Origin of the sequence: Curtobacterium sp. SP.BCp (genome assembly GCF_051903255.1) — a bacterium.
In the GTDB taxonomy this organism is placed as follows: domain Bacteria; phylum Actinomycetota; class Actinomycetes; order Actinomycetales; family Microbacteriaceae; genus Curtobacterium.
The window spans coordinates 1,400,153-1,418,602 of record NZ_CP194338.1 but is presented as its reverse complement, the minus strand read 5'-3'; the positions used below and the strand labels follow the sequence as shown (position 1 = coordinate 1,418,602).

At 72.8% G+C, this 18,450-nt stretch carries 19 protein-coding genes; 12 read left to right on the top strand and 7 right to left on the bottom strand.

The features are described 5' to 3' along the window. The first annotated feature begins 20 nt into the window (after positions 1–20). From ACRQ4C_RS06930 to ACRQ4C_RS06915, 4 genes are all read left to right on the top strand, one after another. Positions 21–923, top strand: a complete 903-nt coding sequence (locus ACRQ4C_RS06930) for a LysR family transcriptional regulator (protein ID WP_439690614.1) — start codon at positions 21–23, stop codon at positions 921–923. A gap of 256 nt (positions 924–1,179) precedes the next feature. Continuing rightward, a complete protein-coding gene (locus ACRQ4C_RS06925) occupies positions 1,180–2,484 on the top strand; it encodes a hypothetical protein (RefSeq protein WP_439690613.1) in 1,305 nt (434 codons plus the stop codon). A 205-nt stretch (positions 2,485–2,689) separates the two neighbouring features. Next, complete coding sequence (locus tag ACRQ4C_RS06920) at positions 2,690–4,369, top strand: putative Ig domain-containing protein (protein ID WP_439690612.1); 1,680 nt, start codon at positions 2,690–2,692, stop codon at positions 4,367–4,369. Between the two features lie 131 nt (positions 4,370–4,500). Continuing rightward, a complete protein-coding gene (locus tag ACRQ4C_RS06915) occupies positions 4,501–5,133 on the top strand; it encodes an FMN-dependent NADH-azoreductase (protein ID WP_439690611.1) in 633 nt (210 codons plus the stop codon). 34 nt (positions 5,134–5,167) lie between these two features. Here the strand turns inward: ACRQ4C_RS06915 and ACRQ4C_RS06910 are convergent, their stop codons facing one another. Beyond that, positions 5,168–6,211: an MBL fold metallo-hydrolase gene (locus ACRQ4C_RS06910; RefSeq protein ID WP_439690610.1), complete on the bottom strand. Its 1,044-nt coding sequence runs from the start codon at positions 6,209–6,211 to the stop codon at positions 5,168–5,170. A 62-nt stretch (positions 6,212–6,273) separates the two neighbouring features. After that, on the bottom strand, positions 6,274–7,131 hold the full coding sequence (locus tag ACRQ4C_RS06905) for a helix-turn-helix transcriptional regulator (RefSeq protein ID WP_439690609.1): 858 nt from the start codon (positions 7,129–7,131) through the stop codon (positions 6,274–6,276). Between the two features lie 18 nt (positions 7,132–7,149). On the opposite strand from ACRQ4C_RS06905, the gene ACRQ4C_RS06900 reads away from it, so the two are divergent. The 3 genes from ACRQ4C_RS06900 to ACRQ4C_RS06890 all read left to right on the top strand — a co-directional run bounded on the left by ACRQ4C_RS06900 (position 7,150) and on the right by ACRQ4C_RS06890 (position 10,131). After that, a complete protein-coding gene (locus ACRQ4C_RS06900; protein ID WP_439690608.1) occupies positions 7,150–8,592 on the top strand; it encodes an MFS transporter in 1,443 nt (480 codons plus the stop codon). 279 nt (positions 8,593–8,871) lie between these two features. Next, positions 8,872–9,915, top strand: a complete 1,044-nt coding sequence (locus tag ACRQ4C_RS06895) for an ATP-dependent DNA ligase (RefSeq protein WP_439690607.1) — start codon at positions 8,872–8,874, stop codon at positions 9,913–9,915. 78 nt (positions 9,916–9,993) lie between these two features. After that, positions 9,994–10,131, top strand: coding sequence for a hypothetical protein (locus ACRQ4C_RS06890; protein WP_290132175.1), 138 nt, complete (start codon positions 9,994–9,996; stop codon positions 10,129–10,131). Here the strand turns inward: ACRQ4C_RS06890 and ligD are convergent. Next, positions 10,128–11,168 (bottom strand): non-homologous end-joining DNA ligase, encoded by a 1,041-nt coding sequence (gene ligD, locus ACRQ4C_RS06885; RefSeq protein WP_439690606.1) that lies wholly within the window; start codon positions 11,166–11,168, stop codon positions 10,128–10,130. The genes ACRQ4C_RS06890 and ligD overlap by 4 nt on opposite strands. Positions 11,169–11,200: 32 nt before the next feature. On the opposite strand from ligD, the gene ACRQ4C_RS06880 reads away from it, so the two are divergent. From ACRQ4C_RS06880 to ACRQ4C_RS06870, 3 genes are read left to right on the top strand one after another with little or no spacing between them, the layout of a single operon-like run. Further along, positions 11,201–12,058, top strand: coding sequence for a DUF429 domain-containing protein (locus tag ACRQ4C_RS06880; RefSeq protein ID WP_439690605.1), 858 nt, complete (start codon positions 11,201–11,203; stop codon positions 12,056–12,058). Then, the gene (locus tag ACRQ4C_RS06875) at positions 12,055–13,257 is read left to right on the top strand and encodes a glycosyltransferase (RefSeq protein WP_439690604.1); all 1,203 of its coding nucleotides are present in this window, start codon (positions 12,055–12,057) and stop codon (positions 13,255–13,257) included. Before ACRQ4C_RS06880 ends, ACRQ4C_RS06875 begins: the two co-directional genes overlap by 4 nt. Positions 13,258–13,261: 4 nt before the next feature. Continuing rightward, positions 13,262–13,915, top strand: coding sequence for a uracil-DNA glycosylase (locus ACRQ4C_RS06870; RefSeq protein WP_439690603.1), 654 nt, complete (start codon positions 13,262–13,264; stop codon positions 13,913–13,915). Between the two features lie 150 nt (positions 13,916–14,065). Here ACRQ4C_RS06870 and ACRQ4C_RS06865 read toward each other — a convergent pair whose 3' ends face one another. After that, positions 14,066–14,494, bottom strand: coding sequence for a DUF6892 domain-containing protein (locus ACRQ4C_RS06865; protein ID WP_290132180.1), 429 nt, complete (start codon positions 14,492–14,494; stop codon positions 14,066–14,068). A 135-nt stretch (positions 14,495–14,629) separates the two neighbouring features. On the opposite strand from ACRQ4C_RS06865, the gene ACRQ4C_RS06860 reads away from it, so the two are divergent. Both ACRQ4C_RS06860 and ACRQ4C_RS06855 read left to right on the top strand, forming a co-directional pair. Next, entirely contained in the window at positions 14,630–16,090 is a 1,461-nt protein-coding gene (locus ACRQ4C_RS06860; protein ID WP_290132181.1) for an APC family permease, read from the top strand. Between the two features lie 200 nt (positions 16,091–16,290). Beyond that, the gene (locus tag ACRQ4C_RS06855) at positions 16,291–16,908 is read left to right on the top strand and encodes a hypothetical protein (RefSeq protein ID WP_290132182.1); all 618 of its coding nucleotides are present in this window, start codon (positions 16,291–16,293) and stop codon (positions 16,906–16,908) included. A gap of 66 nt (positions 16,909–16,974) precedes the next feature. On the opposite strand, the gene ACRQ4C_RS06850 is transcribed toward ACRQ4C_RS06855, so the two are convergent. From ACRQ4C_RS06850 to ACRQ4C_RS06840, 3 genes are all read right to left on the bottom strand, one after another. Then, a complete protein-coding gene (locus ACRQ4C_RS06850) occupies positions 16,975–17,397 on the bottom strand; it encodes a hypothetical protein (protein WP_439690602.1) in 423 nt (140 codons plus the stop codon). A gap of 93 nt (positions 17,398–17,490) precedes the next feature. Continuing rightward, positions 17,491–17,811: a hypothetical protein gene (locus tag ACRQ4C_RS06845; protein ID WP_439690601.1), complete on the bottom strand. Its 321-nt coding sequence runs from the start codon at positions 17,809–17,811 to the stop codon at positions 17,491–17,493. 125 nt (positions 17,812–17,936) lie between these two features. Beyond that, complete coding sequence (locus ACRQ4C_RS06840) at positions 17,937–18,341, bottom strand: DoxX family protein (RefSeq protein WP_439690600.1); 405 nt, start codon at positions 18,339–18,341, stop codon at positions 17,937–17,939. Positions 18,342–18,450: the final 109 nt, after the last annotated feature.

The following is an 18,450-nucleotide window of genomic DNA, read 5'->3' as shown; positions in this document are numbered from 1 at the left end:
AGTTCTCCTAAACTGACGCAATGCTCGACGTCCGCCGTCTCGTCCTCCTCCGGGAGCTCTCCATCCGGGGCACGATCGCGGCGGTCGCCGAAGCCGTGAACTTCACCCCGTCGGCCGTCTCGCAGCAGCTCGCAGCCCTCGAACGCGAGGCCGGCGTCCCCCTCCTGCGCAAGGCCGGCCGACGCCTCCAGCTCACCCCGCAGGCCGAGGTGCTCGTGCAGGCAGCCGGACACGTCCTCGACGTCCTGGAGCAGGCGCAGTCCGAGGTCGAGGGTTCGATGCCGACCGTCCAGGGCCGGGTCCGGGTCGCGGTGTTCCAGTCCGCCGCGCTCGCGCTCATGCCGAACGCCCTGCACGCGATGGCGACCGACCACCCCGACGTCCGGATCGAGATGGTGCAGCGCGAGCCGGAGACCGCACTCCACGAGACCTGGATCCGTGACTTCGACATGGTGATCGCGGAGCAGTACCCAGCGCACGCGGCTCCGCGGCTGCCGGGCCTCCACCGCGAGGACCTCACCACCGACGCCGTCCGCCTGGCACTCCCCCCGCTCGACACCGCGCTCGCTCCGGTCACCGCGATCGCGGACGCCGAGGCCCTGCCGTGGGTGATGGAGCCACGCGGCACGGCGTCCCGGCACTTCGCGGAGCAGGTCTGCCGCCGGCACGGCTTCGAGCCCGACGTCCGCTACGAGACCGCCGACCTGCAGACGCAGATCCGGCTGGTCGAGTCCGGCAACGCGGTGAGCCTCATGCCGGACCTCATGTGGACCGGTCGGACGACGACGTGCCGGCTCGTCGAGCTCCCCGAACGACCGCGCCGGACGATCTTCACGGTCGTCCGCTCGGCTGGTTCGTCCTCGCCCGCGGTCACCGCGTTGCGCGCGGAGCTTGAGCGCGCGGCCGCGGTCGTCGGCAGCTGACGGACCGGCGCTCGCCTCGCCTGGTCGACGTGACCCGGCGACGGACGGGAGGCACGGGTCGGGCCCGCACCGCGCCTCCCGTCCGATGTTCAGTTTGCTGTGGAAAACCCCAGGTCAGATGCTGTGTGGACCCGAATCGTTCCGTGATGGAACCGCAACCTCCGGTCCACCCGGACGGCGCTCCGGCGCCGTAGCGTCAGCATCGACAGGAGCGGATGGCCGCCCTGCGAACCCGGACCTCCCAGGGGGGAAATCCATGCGCACCACCAACACCTCGCCGCGCCGCCGTGCCGCGCTCGTCGCGGCGACCGCGATCGCGGTCGTCACCGTCGGTTCCGGCGCCGCGTTCGGCGTCACCGCGGCGAACGCGGCGACCGGCACGGCGACGTCGACGTCGACGACTGCTCCGGCCGCCGGCACGTCGGCTTCGGGCTCGACGTCGTCGGCCCCGGCCGCGGGGACGCCCGCCGCGACCACGCCGGTCGCGTTCACGGAGCCGTCGACGAAGGCCGCACCGCTCGCCCTCACGGCAACCGTCGGCGCCCCGTTCAGCCACACGTTCCACACCACCGGCGGGGACGGCACGGTTGCGTACGCGATCCAGGACGCACCGTCGAGCGCTTGGACCGTGCAGTCGGACACGGGCGTGCTGAGCACGACCCCGACCACTGCGGGGACCTACGACTTCGAGGTCGTCGCCCTGAGCGGTGGCACGCAGGCGACCGAGTACGTGCAGGTCACGGTCTCGCCCTCGCCGGTGTCGTTCACCGAGCCGTCGACGAAGGCGCAGCCCCTCGCCCTCACCGCGACCGCCGGCACGACCTTCACCCACACCTTCCAGGTCGTCGGCGGCAGCGGCTCCACCGCGTACGCGATCCAGGACGCGCCGTCGTCGAAGTTCACCGTCAACGTCTCCACCGGCGTGCTGACGAGCACCGAGACCACGGCGGGTACGTACGACTTCGAGGTCGTCGCCCTCCGTGGGACGGCGACGGCGACCGAGTACGTCCGGCTCACGGTGCGCCCCGCGGCGGCCGTCGGGGTCACGACCATCGTCAGTGACGGGAACCCCGACCACGGGGCCTACCAGATGGGTGTGACCGGTGCGATCGAGTCGTTCAGCGCCACCGGCAAGGACCTCGGCAGGGTGTCGTCCATCCCCGCGAAGCAGGGCGGCACGATCCGGGTCACCGGCGTCGCGGTCGACCGGTTCGGGAACCTCGTGACGCCCGGCACCGTCGGCCGGCAGCCGATCGGGACGGTCACGAGCTCCGTCGCGTCCGACCGCATCGTGGCGGACCCCACGAAGGAGTACGTGCTCGTCACGTTCCCGCACGCGTCGCAGCACCGCCTGACGGTGTCGCAGGACGGCGTCTCCGGCTCGTTCGTCGTCGCCGTGCAGCCGCTCGCCACCGCCGCGGTCGCGACATCGGCGACCGGGACCGGCGCGACGCTCGCGTACACCGGGGCCGACGAGCGCGGACCGATCGCCTGGGGTGCGGGCCTCCTCGCCGCGGGCGCGACACTGCTCGGCTTCCGGCTGCGTCGCCGTCGCCTCTGAGCAGGTCGCCCCGCCGACGACGCGGGCCCGGTGCCGATCGGCACCGGGCCCGTGCCGGTTTCCGCACCGTTCCCCCCAACCCTGGTCACATTTCGGCTTCGAGGCCGCTCAGCCGCGGAACGCGGCCCTACGATCCGAGAGCCGAAGATTCTCGGCGAACTCTTACGATCCGGAACCCGACCGGACCTGGACCCTGGGGGAGAACGTGCGTCGAAGCACTTCAACCGCCCGACGCGCCTGCGCGCTCGGGACCACCGCCGCGCTCGTCGTCCTGACGACCGGTCTCGGCATCATGACCGCGACGGCCGCGAACGCCGCGCCGTCGGACACGGACGGCTCGGTGTCCGTGCAGGCCGACCCGACGCAGACGGAGACGCCGGCGCCGACGGACACCCCGTCGCCGACGGTCACGCCCGCCCCGACGACGACGCCGTCGCCCACATCGACGCCCGCGCCGACCGGTGAGCCGACGCCGACGGGATCGACCGCGCCGACGTTCCCGCTGCTGCCGCACCTGCGCTCCTCGGCACCGGCCGCGAGCGACGCCACGGACGCGAGCACCACCGCCGCCGCCGCGGCCCCGACCGTGACGATCACGGGCGACGCGAAGGTGGGCTCCACGCTCAAGGCGTCGACGACGGGCTTCGACAAGCAGCTCGCGACGCCGACGTTCTCCTGGACGAACGAGGCGACCGGCGACGAGCTCGGGAGCGACCAGTTCTACGACGTCCAGCCCACCGATGCGGGCTCGGTCATCGTGGTCACTGTCAAGGGCAAGGACTCGACCGGCGCGGTTGCCGAGGCAACGGCGAAGACCACCAGCGAGGTCACGCAGGATCCGGTCTTCGTCGACGAGTCGGGCACGCCGCTCGACAGCGGCACCGAAGCCGACGAGGACACCTACTACCTCCCGCAGGACGCGACCGCGGGTGAGGCGTTCTCCTACACGTTCCGCGCCGAGGGCTCCCCCGCGCCGGAGTACGCGCTCGCCTGGTACTACGACGACGAGGAAGACTCGATCGACAACGTCGAGTCGAACCAGGCCGAGGCCCAGGCGGACTCGACGCTCGGCTTCGGCTGGGAGGAGGACGGCGACGTCAACGGTGACGGCGAGTACACCCCGGAGGACCAGCTGCCGAAGGGCATCACGTTCGACCCGACGACCGGCGAGCTGAGCGGCACCGCGACCGAGGCGTCCACGTACGACTTCGCCGTCACCGCCACGAGCGGTGACGTCACGACCACGGTCTACGCCGAGCTGACCGTCGACCCGGGTGCCGCGTACGGCCTCGCGGCGCAGGCGCTCGACGCGGGTCTCCTCGACGGTGACAAGGGTTCGCTCTACGTCATCCGTCCGGACGGCACCGTCGTGGGCTTCACCCTCGACCCGAACGGTGACGGGTTCTTCGCCGACGACTCCGACCTGCTCGACCACGTCTCGGTCAAGCAGGGCGGGACGCTGCTCGTCTACGGCACGCCGGTCGACCGGTTCGGCAACGACGTCGACTCGACCGACGACGACGGGAACCCGACGGTCAAGGCGACGGTCACGTCGAACGTCGCCAGTGACGTCGTCAAGCCGTACACCGAGGACGGCGCCGAGGACTTCGGCGTGACGAGCGTCACGTTCCCGCACGCCTCGACGCACACGCTGACCGTGTCCGCCGAAGCGCTCCAGCCGGTCTCGTTCGACGTCGAGGTCACCCCGACCGTCGCGCCCGCCGTCGCGGTCGTCCCGACCGCCACCGGCACCGGCACCGGTGGCCAGCTCGCCTACACCGGCTCCGACGCGACCGGAGCCCTGCCCTGGGCCCTCGGCCTCGTGCTCGCCGGCGCCGGCTTGATCGGCGCGCGCACCCTGCGCCGCCGTCACGCCCAGCGCTGACACAGGACGTCTCCCGTCGGTCGCGTGCCCGCGTGACCGACGGGAGGCCCACCCCGGCCCCGTCCCGCCCCTCACGGCGCGACGGGGCCGCTTCCGTCACACGGCGGTGTCGCGTCGGTAGCGTGGGCGGCATGCCGACGCTGCTGCACCTCGACTCCTCCGCCGACCTCGCCCACTCCCGCTCGCGCGCGCTGACCGCCGCGTTCGCCGACGCCTGGCGTGCACGGGGTCCGGAGTACACCGTCGTCCGGCGCGACCTGCACGTCGACCCGCTCCCCCACCTCGAGACCTCGGCGCTGCACTGGGCAGCGAGCGACCGCACCACGGACGAGGTCGTCGCCCCCGAGGCCGAGGCGCTCCGCCAGGAGGTCATCGACGAGCTCCTCGCCGCGGACGTCCTGCTCGTCGGCTCGCCGCTCTACAACTACACGGTCCCGTCCACGCTGAAGGCCTGGCTCGACCGCGTGCACGTCCCGGGCGTGCTCGTCGGCGACGTGCAGCCCCTCGCCGGTCGCCCGGTCGTCACCGTGGTCAGCCGAGGCGGCACCTACGACGCCGACACCCCCACCGAGGGATGGGACCACGGCTCCCCCGTGCTGCAGATCATCCTCGGCACGGCCCTCGGCATGAAGCACTACCCGGTGACGGTGAGCGCCACCCTCGCCGACCGTCTGCCGGACCTCGCACCCCTCGCCGACCACGCCGCCGCCGAGTTCGCCGACGCGAGGACCACCCTGGAGCGCCTCGCCACCACCGTCGTCTGACCGTCCGGGCGCACCACGTCACGTCCCGCATCGATCAGGCGGGACGCACCTCGCCCGCGCGCCCGAGCAACGCCGCGTGGTACGCCGTCTGCGTCAGGGCGCTCGCGAGCAGGAACCCCGTCATCGACCCGATCCCGCCGCTGAACGGCACCCGCGCCGCGACCTCGAACAGCGTCGGCTCGTGCAGGGCGTCGAGTGCCTCGGCGACGTGGCGCGAGCGCTCCTCGCGGTGCCGTGCCAGCGTCCGGGCGCGGGCAACGACGTCCCGGAAGCGGTACTCGTGGCCGGGGCAGACCTCGAGCTCGGCGTACCGGTCGAGCCTGCGGAGCGACGCCAGGTAGTCGCCGAGCGGGTTCGATGCGGTCCGTCCGCCGAGCCCGATCCCGGAGTTGATCCTCGGCAGGACGTGATCGCCCGTGAAGAGCAGGCCGTCCCCCTCGTCGACGAAGCAGCAGTGGCCGGCGGTGTGTCCAGGGGTGTGCAGCGTGCGGATGTCCCGACCGGCGACGGGCAGAGCGTCGCCGTCCTCCAGCATCAGATCGGCGTACGGCTCCGTCGTGCGACCGAGTCCGATCCGTCGTCCGCTCCCCCATGCGGCCACGACGCCGGCACGGAGGTCGTCGGGCAGCCCCCACGACGCGATGTCGGCATCGTTCGCGGCGGCGTCGGCACGTTCGTGGCGGAGCGCCTCGACCTCGGCCCCGTGCATGGCGATCCGGGCGCCGGTCGCCCGCCGGACGGCCGCCGCGGCACCGAGGTGGTCGGCGTGCAGGTGCGTGACCACGACGAGCCCGACGTCGTCGAGCGAGCGCCCGATCGCGGCCAGTCCCTCGCGGAGCACGGTGAGGTCGTCGTCCGCTGACCACCCCGGGTCGATCAGGGTCAGCACGCCGTCGGTTCCTCCGACGACGTAGACGAGGGTGGCGTCCGGCACACCGAAGCGGAACGGGACAGCGAGGGTCCAGACGCCGGGGCGGATCTCCTCGGTCGGGGGCAGGACGCCGTCGCGGAGCGCTGCGGCCTGCACGGGACTGGTCGGTTCCGGTGCCGGCGCTGCCGGCGGGGGCACGGTCGTCACGCGCCCACCCTAGCGACGGGCGCCGTCGCGCCGGAGCCGCACCGTGCCTCCAGGCCGGAGCGTCACGCGACGAGGTCGCGGAGCCGGCGCTCCGTGTCGTCGTCAGCCGGCGTGAAGACCACGAGGCGGGTGCCGACGGCGGGGCTCAGCCACGAGGTGGCGAGTTCGAAGTCGAGGCGGCCGACGTCCGAGTTGAGGACCTGCTTGCGCTCGGTCACCGCCTCGGTGACGTCGCGGGAGTCCCACAGGCGGGCGAACTCCTCGGAGGCCGCCCTGAGCCGCTCCAGGAAGGCGCGCCAGGCGGGGTCGTCCCGGTGCTCGGGCCAGCGTGACCGGAGGCGCGCGACGGACTGGCGGGCGAGCCGGTCCCGGTCGACGAGCGCGGCCTGCCAGTCGGGGTCGGTGAACATCAGCCACACCGAGTTGCGGTCGAGGGGCGGGACGCGGTCGAGGTCGCCGATGAGCCTGCCGTACCCGCGGTTCCAGGCGAGGACGTCGAAGCGGGCGTTCTGCACGCAGGCGGGCCACGGTTCGACGGCGTGCACCACGCGCAGCATCGCGGCGTCGACGGCGTGCTCCTCCGCGCCCGTCGGCAGGGACGCACCGGCGAGCGTGAAGAGGTGCGCCCGCTCGTGCCGGTCGAGGCGGAGGGTCCGGGCGACGGCCTGCAGCACCTGCTCGGAGACGTTGATGGGTCGGCCCTGTTCGAGCCAGGTGTACCAGGTCGCACTGATGCCGGCGAGCTGCGCGACCTCCTCACGGCGGAGACCGGGCGTCCGACGCCGTGCGCCGTCCGGCAGGCCGACGTCGGCCGGCGTGACCCGGGCCCGACGCGACCGGAGGAACGCACCGAGTTCCGCGGCGTCGAGCCTGGTGGTGTCGGTACCGGTGTCAGCAGTGGTCTGGTACCCGGATGACATGCGGGTGACGCTACTCCCATGACGACCGCGACAGCACCCCGCACGCAGGCTCCCGACACGATCCGGGCCGGTGGCATCCTCGTCCTCCTCGTCGGCCCGTTCCTCGCCGGCCTCGACTTCTTCATCGTCAACGTCGCGCTGCCGACCATCCGCCGCGACCTCGGAGCCTCCCCCGCGGCCCTCGGCCTCGTGGTCGCCGGGTACGGCACCGCCTACGCCGTCCTGCTCGTGCTCGGCGGGCGGTTGGGCGACGAGTACGGCCGCCGTCGCCTCTTCGTCGTCGGCCTCGCAGCGTTCACCGTGACCTCGCTCGCAGCCGGACTTGCGCCGACCACCGGGGTGCTGCTCGCGGCGAGGATCATGCAGGGAGCGTCCGCCGCGCTGATGGTGCCGCAGACCCTCGCGACGTTCCGCGCGGTGATGACGGGGACGGCGCGCGGTCGGGCAGTCGCGCTGTACACCGCCGCCGGAGGGGTGTCCTCCATCGTGGGGCAGCTGCTCGGTGGTCTGCTCGTGTCCACGCTGTCGTGGCGGGCGGTGTTCCTGGTGAACGTGCCCGTGGGGCTCGTCGCGCTCCTGTCCGTCCGGCGGGCGGTCCCCCGCTCCCGGTCGGCCGTGCGGGTCGGAGCGGACGTCCGTGGCACCGTCGCCTTCGCGGTCGCACTCGGTGCCCTGCTGGTCGCCCTGGCCGAGGGCCCGGCGAGCGGCTGGCCGTGGTGGACCTGGATCGCGCTCGGTGTCTCGGTCGTCGCGGGCGTCGTGCTCGTGCGGTGGTCCGTCGTCGCCCCATGCCGCGGCGTGTCGCCGTTCCTGCCGGTCGACCTCATCCGCGGTGCGACGTCGATGCGACGCGGACTCCCGACGCTCGTGGTGTTCTTCGTGCTGTTCGGCACGTTCATGTTCGCCTTCTCGATCGTGGCGCAGGACGGGCTCCGGCTCGGTCCGCTCGCCGCCGGGGTCGCGATCTCGCCGGTGATGATCGCGTACGTCGTGTCCTCGGCACGGGTGCCAGCGCTCCTGGCCCGCTCCGGCCGCGCGGTGCTCGTCGGCGGCCTCGTCGTCGAGGCAGCGGGCCTCGCCGTCGTGCTCGCCGTCCTGGCGTGGGGGTGGCGGACGCTGGTGGCGATCGACCCGTCGGGTGTGCGCCCCGGGCAGGTCGTGCTGCTCGTCGTGCTCGGGGTCGGACTGGCGCTCGTGGGGTGCGGGCAGGCGCTCGGCGTCGGGTGTCTCTTCCGGTCGGTCCTCAGCGAGGTGCCCGAGGCATCCGCGGGTGTCGGCGGCGGGGTGCTCGTGTCGGCGCAGCAGACCGCCATCGCCCTCGGGGTCGCGGGGCTCGGCTCGTGCTTCTCGGCGGTGGCGGGCGGCGCCGGCGTGCAGACGGGTGCGGTCGTCATCGGGGTCGTGCTCGTCGTCGGCACCGCGGCGCTCGTCCCGCAGGCGCTCCGCCTGCCGGCTCCGTGACCGCGAGCGTGGTTCGCCGGACCCGCACCGTGCCTCCAGGCCAGCCGCGCGCTTGGTCCGTCGGACCCGCACCGTGCCTCCAGGCCGGCCGCGCGCGCGGCCCGCCGGACCCGCACCGTGCCTCGAGGCGGACCGCGACCGCGTCTGGGAGCCGGAAGCACACGCAGCGGGACGTCGATCCTGCTGGTGGCCGATCCGGTGCGCGATCCCCGGGGATCGCGCACCGGATCGGCCACGGAACGAACCGATCACTCGGCCCCGCGCGAGTAGACAGGCCGCATGGACACCGCACCCATGCTCGCGAAGGCCGTCCCGACCGTCCCCGAGCCGGACAGCGTTCGCGGCGGTCTGCGGTACGAGCCGAAGTGGGACGGCTTCCGCGGGATCGTGACGGTCGACGGCGACGACGTCGAGATCGGCAGCCGCGGCGCGAAGCCCCTCACCCGGTACTTCCCCGAGCTCGTCGAGGCCTTCCGCACGCAGCTCGGCGGCCGGGACCACCCGGTGGTGCTCGACGGCGAGGTGGTCCTGCGCTCCGGCGAACCGGGCGCGGAACACCTCGACTGGGACGCCCTGTCGCAGCGCATCCACCCGGCGGAGTCCCGCATCGCGAAGCTCAGTCGGGAGACGCCGGCCCAGTTCGTCGCGTTCGACCTGCTCGCCGTCGACGGCGAGGACCTCCTCGACCGGCCGTTCGACGAACGCCGGGAGCGGCTCGAACAGCTCGGCGGGGACCTGTCCGAGCCGCTGTTCGTCACGCGCACGACGCTCGACGTCGACCTCGCACGCGAGTGGTTCACGACCTTCGAGGGTGCGGGACTCGACGGCGTGGTCGCGAAGCCCCGTGCGCGACCGTACGAGCCGGGCAAACGGACGATGCTCAAGGTCAAGCACCACCGCACCGCTGACGTCGTCGCGATCGGCTACCGCGTCCACAAGAGCGGCCGAGGGGTCGGCTCCCTGCTCGTCGGGCTGTACGACGCCGACGGGGAACTCCGCCAGGTGGGCGGCGTGTCCGCCTTCTCCGACAGGCGACGGGTCGAGTTGGTCGAGGAGCTCGACCCGGTGGTCCTCCGGGATCCGGACGGGAGGCCCGTCACCGGTGACGGGGAACGGTCACGCTTCTCGTCGGGTCGCGACACGTCGTTCGTCCGGCTGGAGCCGTCGCGCGTGCTGGAGGTCCGCTACGACCAGATGGAGGGCGACCGGTTCCGGCACACCGTGCAGTTCGAGCGGTGGCGTCCGGACCGCGACCCGGAGTCGTGCCGCTACGACCAGCTCGACGTCCCTGTCGCGTGGGATCTCCGAGCAGTCCTCGAGTAGGGCTTGTCCTGTCCGATTGTCGCTTCTATGCTCGACTTAGTTAGGCTACCTAGTAACCTCGGGGGCAAGGAGGACACCATGGTCATCGACGGCATCAGCGAGACGCACCGCGGCACCTGGTCGCGTCTGACGCGGCTCAACACGGCGAGCGTCAGCCTGCCGATGCGGACGACCCGGGTGGACGACAGCGTGCCCGTCGTCGACGAGCGCAACTAGTCCTTCTCGGCCCGCTTCGCCGCGTTCTTCGCGCGCGACGGTTGGACGCGCGGTGGCTCGCCGGGCATCTTCGGGAAGTCCGGTGGGAACGGCAGCTCACCGAGGCCGTCGCCGAGGTCGCGGTCCCACCAGGCGAGCAGCGGCCCGACGTCCCCGGGCTCCTCGTGCACGGCCTCCCACGGGTCGCCGTGCTCGCGCAGCCGGCCCGGCACCGACCGCACCGTGAACCCCGTCGGATCGACGGTGTCGAGCTCCTCCCACGCGATCGGGGTCGAGACGCTCGCGTGCGGCAGCGCCCGCGGGCTGTAGGCGCCCGCCATCGTACGGTCGCGGTTCGCCTGGTTGAAGTCCACGAACACCCGCTGCCCGCGCTCCTCCTTCCACCACGCCGTCGTCACCCGGTCCGGCATCCGGCGCTCGAGCTCGCGTGCGGCGGCGATCACGGCGTGCCGGACGTCGAGGAACTCGTACTCGGGTCGCACCGGCGCGAACACGTGCAGGCCGCGGTTGCCGCTCGTCTTGATCCACGCGGTCAACCCGACCTCGGCGAGCACCTTCCGGAGCTCGTGCGCGACGGGGACGGTGTCGCGGAAGTCGGTGCCCGGCTGCGGGTCGAGGTCGATGCGGAGCTGGTCCGGGTGGTCTGGGTCGCCTGCGCGGGACGCCCACGGGTGGAACACGACCGTGTTCATCTGAGCTGCCCACACCGCGACCGCCGGCTCGTCGACCACGAGCTGCGGGTGCCGCCGGCCGCTCGGGTACGTCACCTCGACGTCGCGGACGTACGGCGGGGCGCCCTTCGGCGGGTTCTTCGAGAAGAAGTCCTCGCCGTCGACGCCGCCCGGGAACCGCTGCAGGGAGATCGGCCGGTCGCCGTTCGCCCGGACGAAGGCGTCCCCGACCGCGACGAGGTACTCCGCGAGTTCGAGCTTCGTGATGCCCGGCTCCGTCCAGAGCACCCGGGAGGGGCTGCTGATGCGCACCTCGCGGTCACCGTCCGGGCCCGGAACCGTCAGCGTCGTCGCCTCGCTCGCCATGCAGCGGAAGGTACACGGAGCAGGATGGGACCGTGACGGCGTACCTCGGGGTGGACCTGGCGTGGGGGCTCGGCTCGGCGCGGAAGCCCGCGAACGAGACCGGCCTCGTGGCGATGGCAGCCGACGGGTCGATCACCGACGCCGGCTGGGCCCGAGGGGTCGACGCCGTGACCGAGTGGATCGAACAGCACCTCGGCCCGCGCACGCTCATCGCCGTCGACGCCTCCCTCGTCGTGACGAACGCGACCGGCATCCGCGAGGCCGAACGGCAGGTCGGGCAGCGCTACGGCCGGTGGAAGGTCGCGGCGAACCCGACGAACCTCGCGTCCGCGGCGAGCGCCGGCGCCCGGCTGCTCGAACGGCTGACAGCGCTCGGCGTCGGGTACGTGGACAGCACGGCCGCGATGCGGGAGCGCACCGGCCCGGCGGTGTTCGAGTGCTACCCGTACACGACCCTCGTCGGCGTCGAGGAGCTCGGCCACGACGTCGAACGCCCCCGGTACAAGCGCCTCGACACGAGGGTCCCCGCCGCCGAGGCCCGGGCCCGCCGCGCGGTGGCGTTCGACGCGCTCGTGCACCGGCTCCGCACGACGCCGCTCGACCCGCCGCTCCTGCTCGACTCGCATCCGCTGACGGCCGGGCTGGCCGAGCCGTCGGGAGTGCACGGCCCGACGCACAAGCACCGGGAGGACCTGCTCGACGGGGCCCTGTGCGCCTGGACGGCCGCGTTCTGGGAGCGGCACGGCGACGGACGGGTGCAGGTGCTGGGACGTGATCCGGGCCTCCCGGTCGACCCGGCGGAGCCGCCGGACGAGGCGGGCCGACGGCCCGTCGTGGTGGCGCCCGCCCGCGCGTCCCAGCGGCGCCCCGTCGGTAGGCTGGACCGGTGACGACCACCACCGATCCCCTGCGCATCGGGCTGGTGTCGCTGCACACCTCCCCCGGTGACGAGCCCGGTTCCGGCGAGGTCGGCGGCATGAACGTCGTCGTCCGTCACCAGGCCGAGGCCCTGGCCGACCGCGGCCACCACGTCGACATCGTGACGCGGCGGTCCTCGCCGACGCAGCCGGACTCGGTGTCGCTCGTGCCGGGGGTGTGCCTGCGCTTCCTGTCGGCGGGTCCCGCGGAGCCGGTGCCGAAGGGCGAGCACGACGCGTTCATCGAGCCGTTCCGCGAGGGGCTCACCCACCTCGGTCCCTACGACGTCCTGCACTCGCACCACTGGTTCTCGGGCGTCGCAGCGCTGCCGGTCGCCCGCGAGCGGGGCATCCCGCACGTCCAGTCGTTCCACTCCATCGCGGCCGCGTCGGACACCCCGTTGTCCGAGGGCGAGCGGCCGGAGTCCGCGGGACGCCCCGCCGGCGAGCAGCTGCTCGCGCGGGAGTCCGACGCGGTCGTCGTGGTGTCCTCGGCCGAGGCGGAGACCGTCCGCGACCGGCTCGGCGGCGACGCCGGCCGGGTGTGGATCGTCCCGCCGGGCGTCGACGGCTCGGTGTTCCGTCCGGCAGCGGCCGGCGCGCGTCGCGCGGACGTCCCGTACGTGGTCGCGGCCGCGCGCGTCCAGCCGTTGAAGGGGCTCGACCTGGCGATCGAGGCGATCGCGGGCATCGACCGGGAGGCCCGCCCCACCCTCGTCATCGCGGGCGACGCCTCGAGCGAGGCGGGCGACTACGTGGCGGAGCTGCGTCGGCTCGCGTCCGAGCACGGCATCGCCGACCGCGTCACGTTCGTCGGTCCGCAGTCTCGGGCCGACCTCGCGTTCCTGTTCCGTGGCGCGGCAGCCGTGCTGGTCCCGTCGCACTCGGAGACGTACGGTCTCGTCGCGCTCGAGGGCTCAGCGTCCGGGGTGCCCGTCGTGGCCGCCGCTGCCGGTGGTCTCCGGGAGGCCGTGGTGGACGGCGAGACCGGGGTGGTGCTGGAGTCCCGCGACCCGGGGGTCTGGGCTGCGGAGATCGCGCGCATCCTGACCGACTCCGGGTACGCGGCGGGGCTGGCGGCGGCGGGTCGGGAGCACGCCGAGCGGCTGAGCTGGGAGCGGTCGGCGGCCGGTCTCGAGCAGGTGTACCGCCGGGTCCTCGGGCGGGCGTAGCTCCGTGGCCGTCGACGTGTTCGACCCCTTCTGGGCGGCGCTCGACGCGGTGCCCGTCGCTCCGGACGCCGAGGCCCTGTACGACGTCGGGACCGCTGACGGTCGGCTCCGTCGGGCGAACCTCGCCACGTACCTCGACACCGTCGGGCGCTCGGCGACGATGCTGCTCGTCGCTGAGGCCCCCGGGTGGCGTGGCATGGCGAACACGGGCGTGCCGTTCACGAGCATGCGGGAACTCGGGCCGGAGTACCTCGTGCCGCCGGAGCCGACCGCGCCGTGGGAGGCGTCGTCGCGGGTGGTGCAGGCCGTCCTCGAGGAGTGGAGCGGGCCGCTGCCGGTGGCGTGGGCGGTGTTCCCGCACCACCCGTTCGCCGCGCCGGACCGGCTGACGAACCGGACGCCGCGGCCGGCGGAGGTCCGCGCGGGGGCACCCGTCGCGCTCGCGCTGCTCGATGCCCTGCGGACGCTGCGGGGCGTCGGTGCGGGCACGGGCGCGGCCGGGGGCGGCACCGATGTCCGCGTCGTGGCCGTCGGGCGGAAGGCGCAGGGGGCGCTCGCGCTCGCGGGGATCGACGCCGTCGCCGTGCGGCACCCGGCGCAGGGCGGTGCGGCGCAGTTCACGGCGGAGATGCGCGCGCTGCGCGACGGCACCGCCTGACTGCACGCGCAGCCGACGTCTGCCGCGTGGTGCACGGGCGCGGCGCCGATCGCCGGCGCACAGCGAGAGGCAGTCCACACCGCGGGGATCCGCGGTGTCGGGTGACTTCGGTTGTGCGGACGCCGCGGGCGGAGCGGGCGGACCGGGGGGTCAGGCGGAGCGCACCTCGACGTCCTTCGCGGCGAACGCGTCGGCGACGTGCGCCGGCAGCGGTGCCGCGGCGTACACGACCTCGAGCGCCGGGAGGTCGAGCAGGTCGTCCCAGTTCTGCACGTCGTAGCGGTCGTCGGACCCCTCCCACCCGGGGTGCACGTCCTGGAGGACCTCGAGGTCGGTGTCGACCGTCAGCTCGGTGACCAGCGCGAGGTGCGACGGCAGCAGGTCGAGGTCGTCGTAGTACTCGCGTGCCCGGTCGTCCTGCCCGTCGACACCGAGGTCCTCGTCGGTCTCCCCCGCGGCGTCGCTGTCGTACGGCTCGAGCACGCCGAGGTCGTAGCAGAGCACGTCGAGCACGAGCAGCTTCGCGGCGAAGTCGGCGAACTCGACGGGTTCTTCGGTGGTGTTCGTCTCGGCGTCCATGGACCGGAGCGTAGCCATCGGGAGCCGAACACGCGCCCGATCGGCGTGCGTCGCACAGGACACGGGCATGTTGCGATCAGCGGGGAGAACCCTGTGAGACCGGACAGTGTGCTGTCCCCCGGAAGATGGTGGTGCATGGCCACCACCACGAAGGACCGTCCCGCCGGGGAGCAGACCGAGCTCCGGCGTGTCATCGGTCCGAAACTGCTGCTGCTGTTCATCGTCGGCGACATCCTCGGCACGGGTGTCTACGCGCTCACCGGTCAGGTCGCGGCAGAGGTGGGCGGAGCAGCGTGGCTCCCCTTCCTCATCGCGTTCGCGGTGGCGCTCCTGACGGCGTTCTCGTACCTCGAGCTCGTCACGAAGTACCCGCAGACCGCCGGTGCCGCGCTCTACGTCCACAAGGCGTTCGGCATCCACTTCCTCACGTTCATCGTCACCTTCATCGTGATGTGCTCCGGGATCACGTCGGCGTCGACGGCTTCCCGGGCGTTCGCGGCGAACCTCGGCGCCGGGTTCGGTCTCGAGCTGCCGAACGCGGTCGTGATGCTCATCGGCATGGGCTTCATGCTGCTGGTGATGGCGGTCAACTTCCGCGGCGTCAGCGAGAGCGTGAAGACGAACGTCGTGCTGACGCTCGTGGAGCTGTCCGGTCTCGTCATGGTGATCCTCATCGGGTTCTGGGCGATCGCCGGCGGCAACGCGGACTTCTCGCGCGTCGTCATGTTCGACACCCCGGAGGACAAGACGCTCCTGCTCTCGATCTCGACCGCGACGTCGCTCGCCTTCTTCGCGATGGTCGGCTTCGAGGACTCGGTGAACATGGCCGAGGAGACGAAGGACCCCTCCCGGATCTTCCCGAAGGTGATGCTCACGGGCCTCGGCATCACGGCCGTGATCTACGTGCTCGTGTCCATCTGCGCCGTCGCCGTCGTGCCGATCGGTGAGCTCGCGGGCAACGAGACGCCCCTCGTGACCGTGGTGCAGACCGCGGCCCCCGGCTTCCCGATCGCGGCGCTGCTGCCGTTCATCTCGATGTTCGCGGTCGCCAACACCGCGCTCATCAACATGATGATGGCGTCGCGCCTCCTGTACGGCATGAGCAAGCAGGGCGTGCTCCCCGGGTTCCTCTCCCGCGTCTCCCCGGCACGCCGCACCCCGTCGACCGCGATCGTGTTCACGACGCTGATCTCGCTCGCGCTCATCGGCTGGGTGTCGCTCAACCCGGACTCCCCGATCGTCGTGGTGCTCGGTGGGACGACGTCGCTGCTCCTCCTCTCGGTGTTCGCGGTCGTCAACCTGTCCGTACTCGTGCTCCGGCGCGACAAGGTCGATCACCGGCACTTCCGGGCGGGCGTGATCATCCCCGTGATCGGCGTGGTCACCTGCGTGTGGCTGGTGCTGCCGTGGTCGTCCGGTCGTGACCCGCAGCAGTACGAGATCGCCGGCGGGTTGCTCGCGCTCGGGATCGTGCTGTGGCTCGTGACGTGGTTCACGCACGGGCGCAAGCAGGCCGAGAAGGCGCCGACCGGACTCGTGACCGAGCCGACGGCCGTGCAGCGCGACCGGGACGCGTCCGACAGCCGAGACGTGTGATGGACAGCGTCGACCTGATCTTCGCGATCTCGATCGGGATGGTCGTGGTCCTCGCCGGCACGGCCGCGGGCTGGTTCCGGCGACGCCGCGACGAGTGACCTGACGCGGGACGGACGACACCCGATCGGGCGGGAGCGGTTCTCCAGGAGGTGCACGTACCCTCGTCATGCTCCGAACCGCCCCGCCCGAGAGGACCCGTCATGCGCCGCGTCGGCATCACGCTCGCGTCGGTGTTCGGCGCGGGCGTCGTGGCCGCGGTCATCGGCGTGGTCGTGCTCGTCGTCGTCGCGGTGAACTCGCTGTCCGGCGCGGCCCGCTCCGCCGAGGTCGCCGCTCCCACGTGCCCCGCGGCAGCGACGAAGACCGTCGGTGGCATCGCCGTTCCGGCCGGGCCGATCGCGGGCTTCTGCCAGGACCGCCTGGTGAACGCCGCCGCGGTGATCCAGGCGGCGAAGGCGCTCGGCATCGGCCCACACACCCAGGCCGTCGGGGTGATGACCGCGATCGGCGAATCGAGCCTGGTGAACCTCGACCACGGGGACGCCGCCGGGCCGGACAGCCGCGGGCTCTTCCAGCAGCGCGACAACGGGGCCTGGGGCACGTACGAGCAGCGGATGGACCCGTACACGGCCGCGTCGATGTTCTACGCGAAGCTCGTGAAGATCCCCGGCTGGAAGACGATGACCCCCACCGAGATGGCCCACGCGGTGCAGATCAACGCGGACCCGGAGCACTACGCGAAGTTCTGGCCCGAGGCCAAGGCCGTCGTCGAGGGCCTGACCGGCGAGACGGTCCCCGACACCGCACCGCAGGGCTGACACCCACCGCTCGCCTGACACGCATCGCAGGGCTGAGCCCGGCGGACGGGAACCAGTCGGTGCTGGTCACGCCGTGACCTCGTCGAGCTCGAGCATCTCCACGCCGCGGTCGTGCACGATGACCTGCCCGCGGAGCCGCACGTGCCGCTCCCCGAAGGAGCACGCGACGGCATCCACCCACTCCCAGTCGACGGCGTGCGCCTGGTCGTTGCCGGGTCGTTCCCACACGACGACGACGTCGTCCGCGCCGACCTGTTCGGTGACGTCGGCGATGAGCGCGGCGAAGTCGTCCACGCGCTCGTCCGGCTGGTACGGCAGGTCGGAGACGGGCAGGAGCAGCGGGATGGGCACGCCCCGCTCGGCGAGGAAGACGACCCAGCACTGTCGGGTCAGCGGGCGACCGATGAGCGTGCGGACGAGGTCGAGGACGTCGCCGTCGGTCCGGACGGGTTCGTCGGTGAGGCGGTCGATCATGTCGGTGTCTGGCATTCCCCCAGCGTCCCGCCAGCCCAACCAGCCAAGCGGCCCCGGACGCTCATCTGTGGAGAACGCGACGACGCCGACGGCCCGTGCAGGAAGTGATCAGATCCCGCGCGTGACCGCCGCGTCCACGAGCAGCCGGCAGGCGAAGAACACCACCACGATCGCCGTGATGCCCACCACCGGGACCGGCCACGTCATCCATCGCCGGACCATCCGGAACACCGCCCACACGATCACGACCAGCGCGATGAGGCCGACGAGCGCCGGCCCGACGTAGACCACCGCTCCCCCGAGTGCGACGTTGCAGCTGTTCCCCGGAGCGTTGCACGACCCGAACGCCAGGGAGAGGAAGACGATCGCCCACCCGGCGACGACGGCCTCGAGCGCGAGGACGACCAGCAGCACGACCGAAGCGACCACGTCCGCGACGCGACGACCACCTGCCAAGGGATGTCGTGCCTCCCGGCCGGTGGTGACGGATGAAGAGGCGACCACGTCCGCCGGCGGACGGGGGTCGGGGCTGCGCGCTGCCGTGCCCATGCCGCTCACGACCCGGACCGCGAGACCGACGCCGACCGCTGCCCGCGCGTCGACCAGAGGGCGGCGGCGATCAGCAGCGGCTGGCCGAAGAGCCGGCCGATGCGCTTGGCGTCGGTGTCGAGGCCGAACGCCGACCGGCGGTTCAGCCACTGCGCGACGTTGCCGGGGAACACGGCGACGAAGAACCACGCGGCGATCGTGCCGACGCGACGACGGGACGAGCGCGGCGCGAGGAGGAGCGCCGAGCCGAGGCCGATCTCCGCCACGCCGGAACCGAGCACCACGGCGTCGGTGTCGAGCGGGAGCGACTCGGGCACCTGGGCGCGGAAGTCCTCCCGGGCGAACGTCAGGTGCGAGACGCCGGCGAACACGAGGAAGAGTCCCAGCAGGACCCGGAGGAAGGAGCGCATGCCTCCATCGTGCTCGTCGCGCAGCCAGGACGCTCGGCGACCGGCGGGAGTCGGACACATCCGTCGCGCGCGAGGACGGCGGGCGGGTCGCGTCCGCCGTCGGTACGGT

Coding starts and splice junctions, on each gene's coding strand:
- ACRQ4C_RS06865 (WP_290132180.1), bottom strand. CDS start 14,494: ATGGACGCCGAGACGAACACCACCGAAGAACCCGTCGAGTTCGCCGAC.
- ACRQ4C_RS06860 (WP_290132181.1), top strand. CDS start 14,630: ATGGCCACCACCACGAAGGACCGTCCCGCCGGGGAGCAGACCGAGCTC.
- ACRQ4C_RS06930 (WP_439690614.1), top strand. CDS start 21: ATGCTCGACGTCCGCCGTCTCGTCCTCCTCCGGGAGCTCTCCATCCGG.
- ACRQ4C_RS06855 (WP_290132182.1), top strand. CDS start 16,291: ATGCGCCGCGTCGGCATCACGCTCGCGTCGGTGTTCGGCGCGGGCGTC.
- ACRQ4C_RS06905 (WP_439690609.1), bottom strand. CDS start 7,131: ATGTCATCCGGGTACCAGACCACTGCTGACACCGGTACCGACACCACC.
- ACRQ4C_RS06925 (WP_439690613.1), top strand. CDS start 1,180: ATGCGCACCACCAACACCTCGCCGCGCCGCCGTGCCGCGCTCGTCGCG.
- ACRQ4C_RS06850 (WP_439690602.1), bottom strand. CDS start 17,397: ATGCCAGACACCGACATGATCGACCGCCTCACCGACGAACCCGTCCGG.
- ACRQ4C_RS06840 (WP_439690600.1), bottom strand. CDS start 18,341: ATGCGCTCCTTCCTCCGGGTCCTGCTGGGACTCTTCCTCGTGTTCGCC.
- ligD (WP_439690606.1), bottom strand. CDS start 11,168: ATGGCGAGCGAGGCGACGACGCTGACGGTTCCGGGCCCGGACGGTGAC.
- ACRQ4C_RS06915 (WP_439690611.1), top strand. CDS start 4,501: ATGCCGACGCTGCTGCACCTCGACTCCTCCGCCGACCTCGCCCACTCC.
- ACRQ4C_RS06895 (WP_439690607.1), top strand. CDS start 8,872: ATGGACACCGCACCCATGCTCGCGAAGGCCGTCCCGACCGTCCCCGAG.
- ACRQ4C_RS06900 (WP_439690608.1), top strand. CDS start 7,150: ATGACGACCGCGACAGCACCCCGCACGCAGGCTCCCGACACGATCCGG.
- ACRQ4C_RS06890 (WP_290132175.1), top strand. CDS start 9,994: ATGGTCATCGACGGCATCAGCGAGACGCACCGCGGCACCTGGTCGCGT.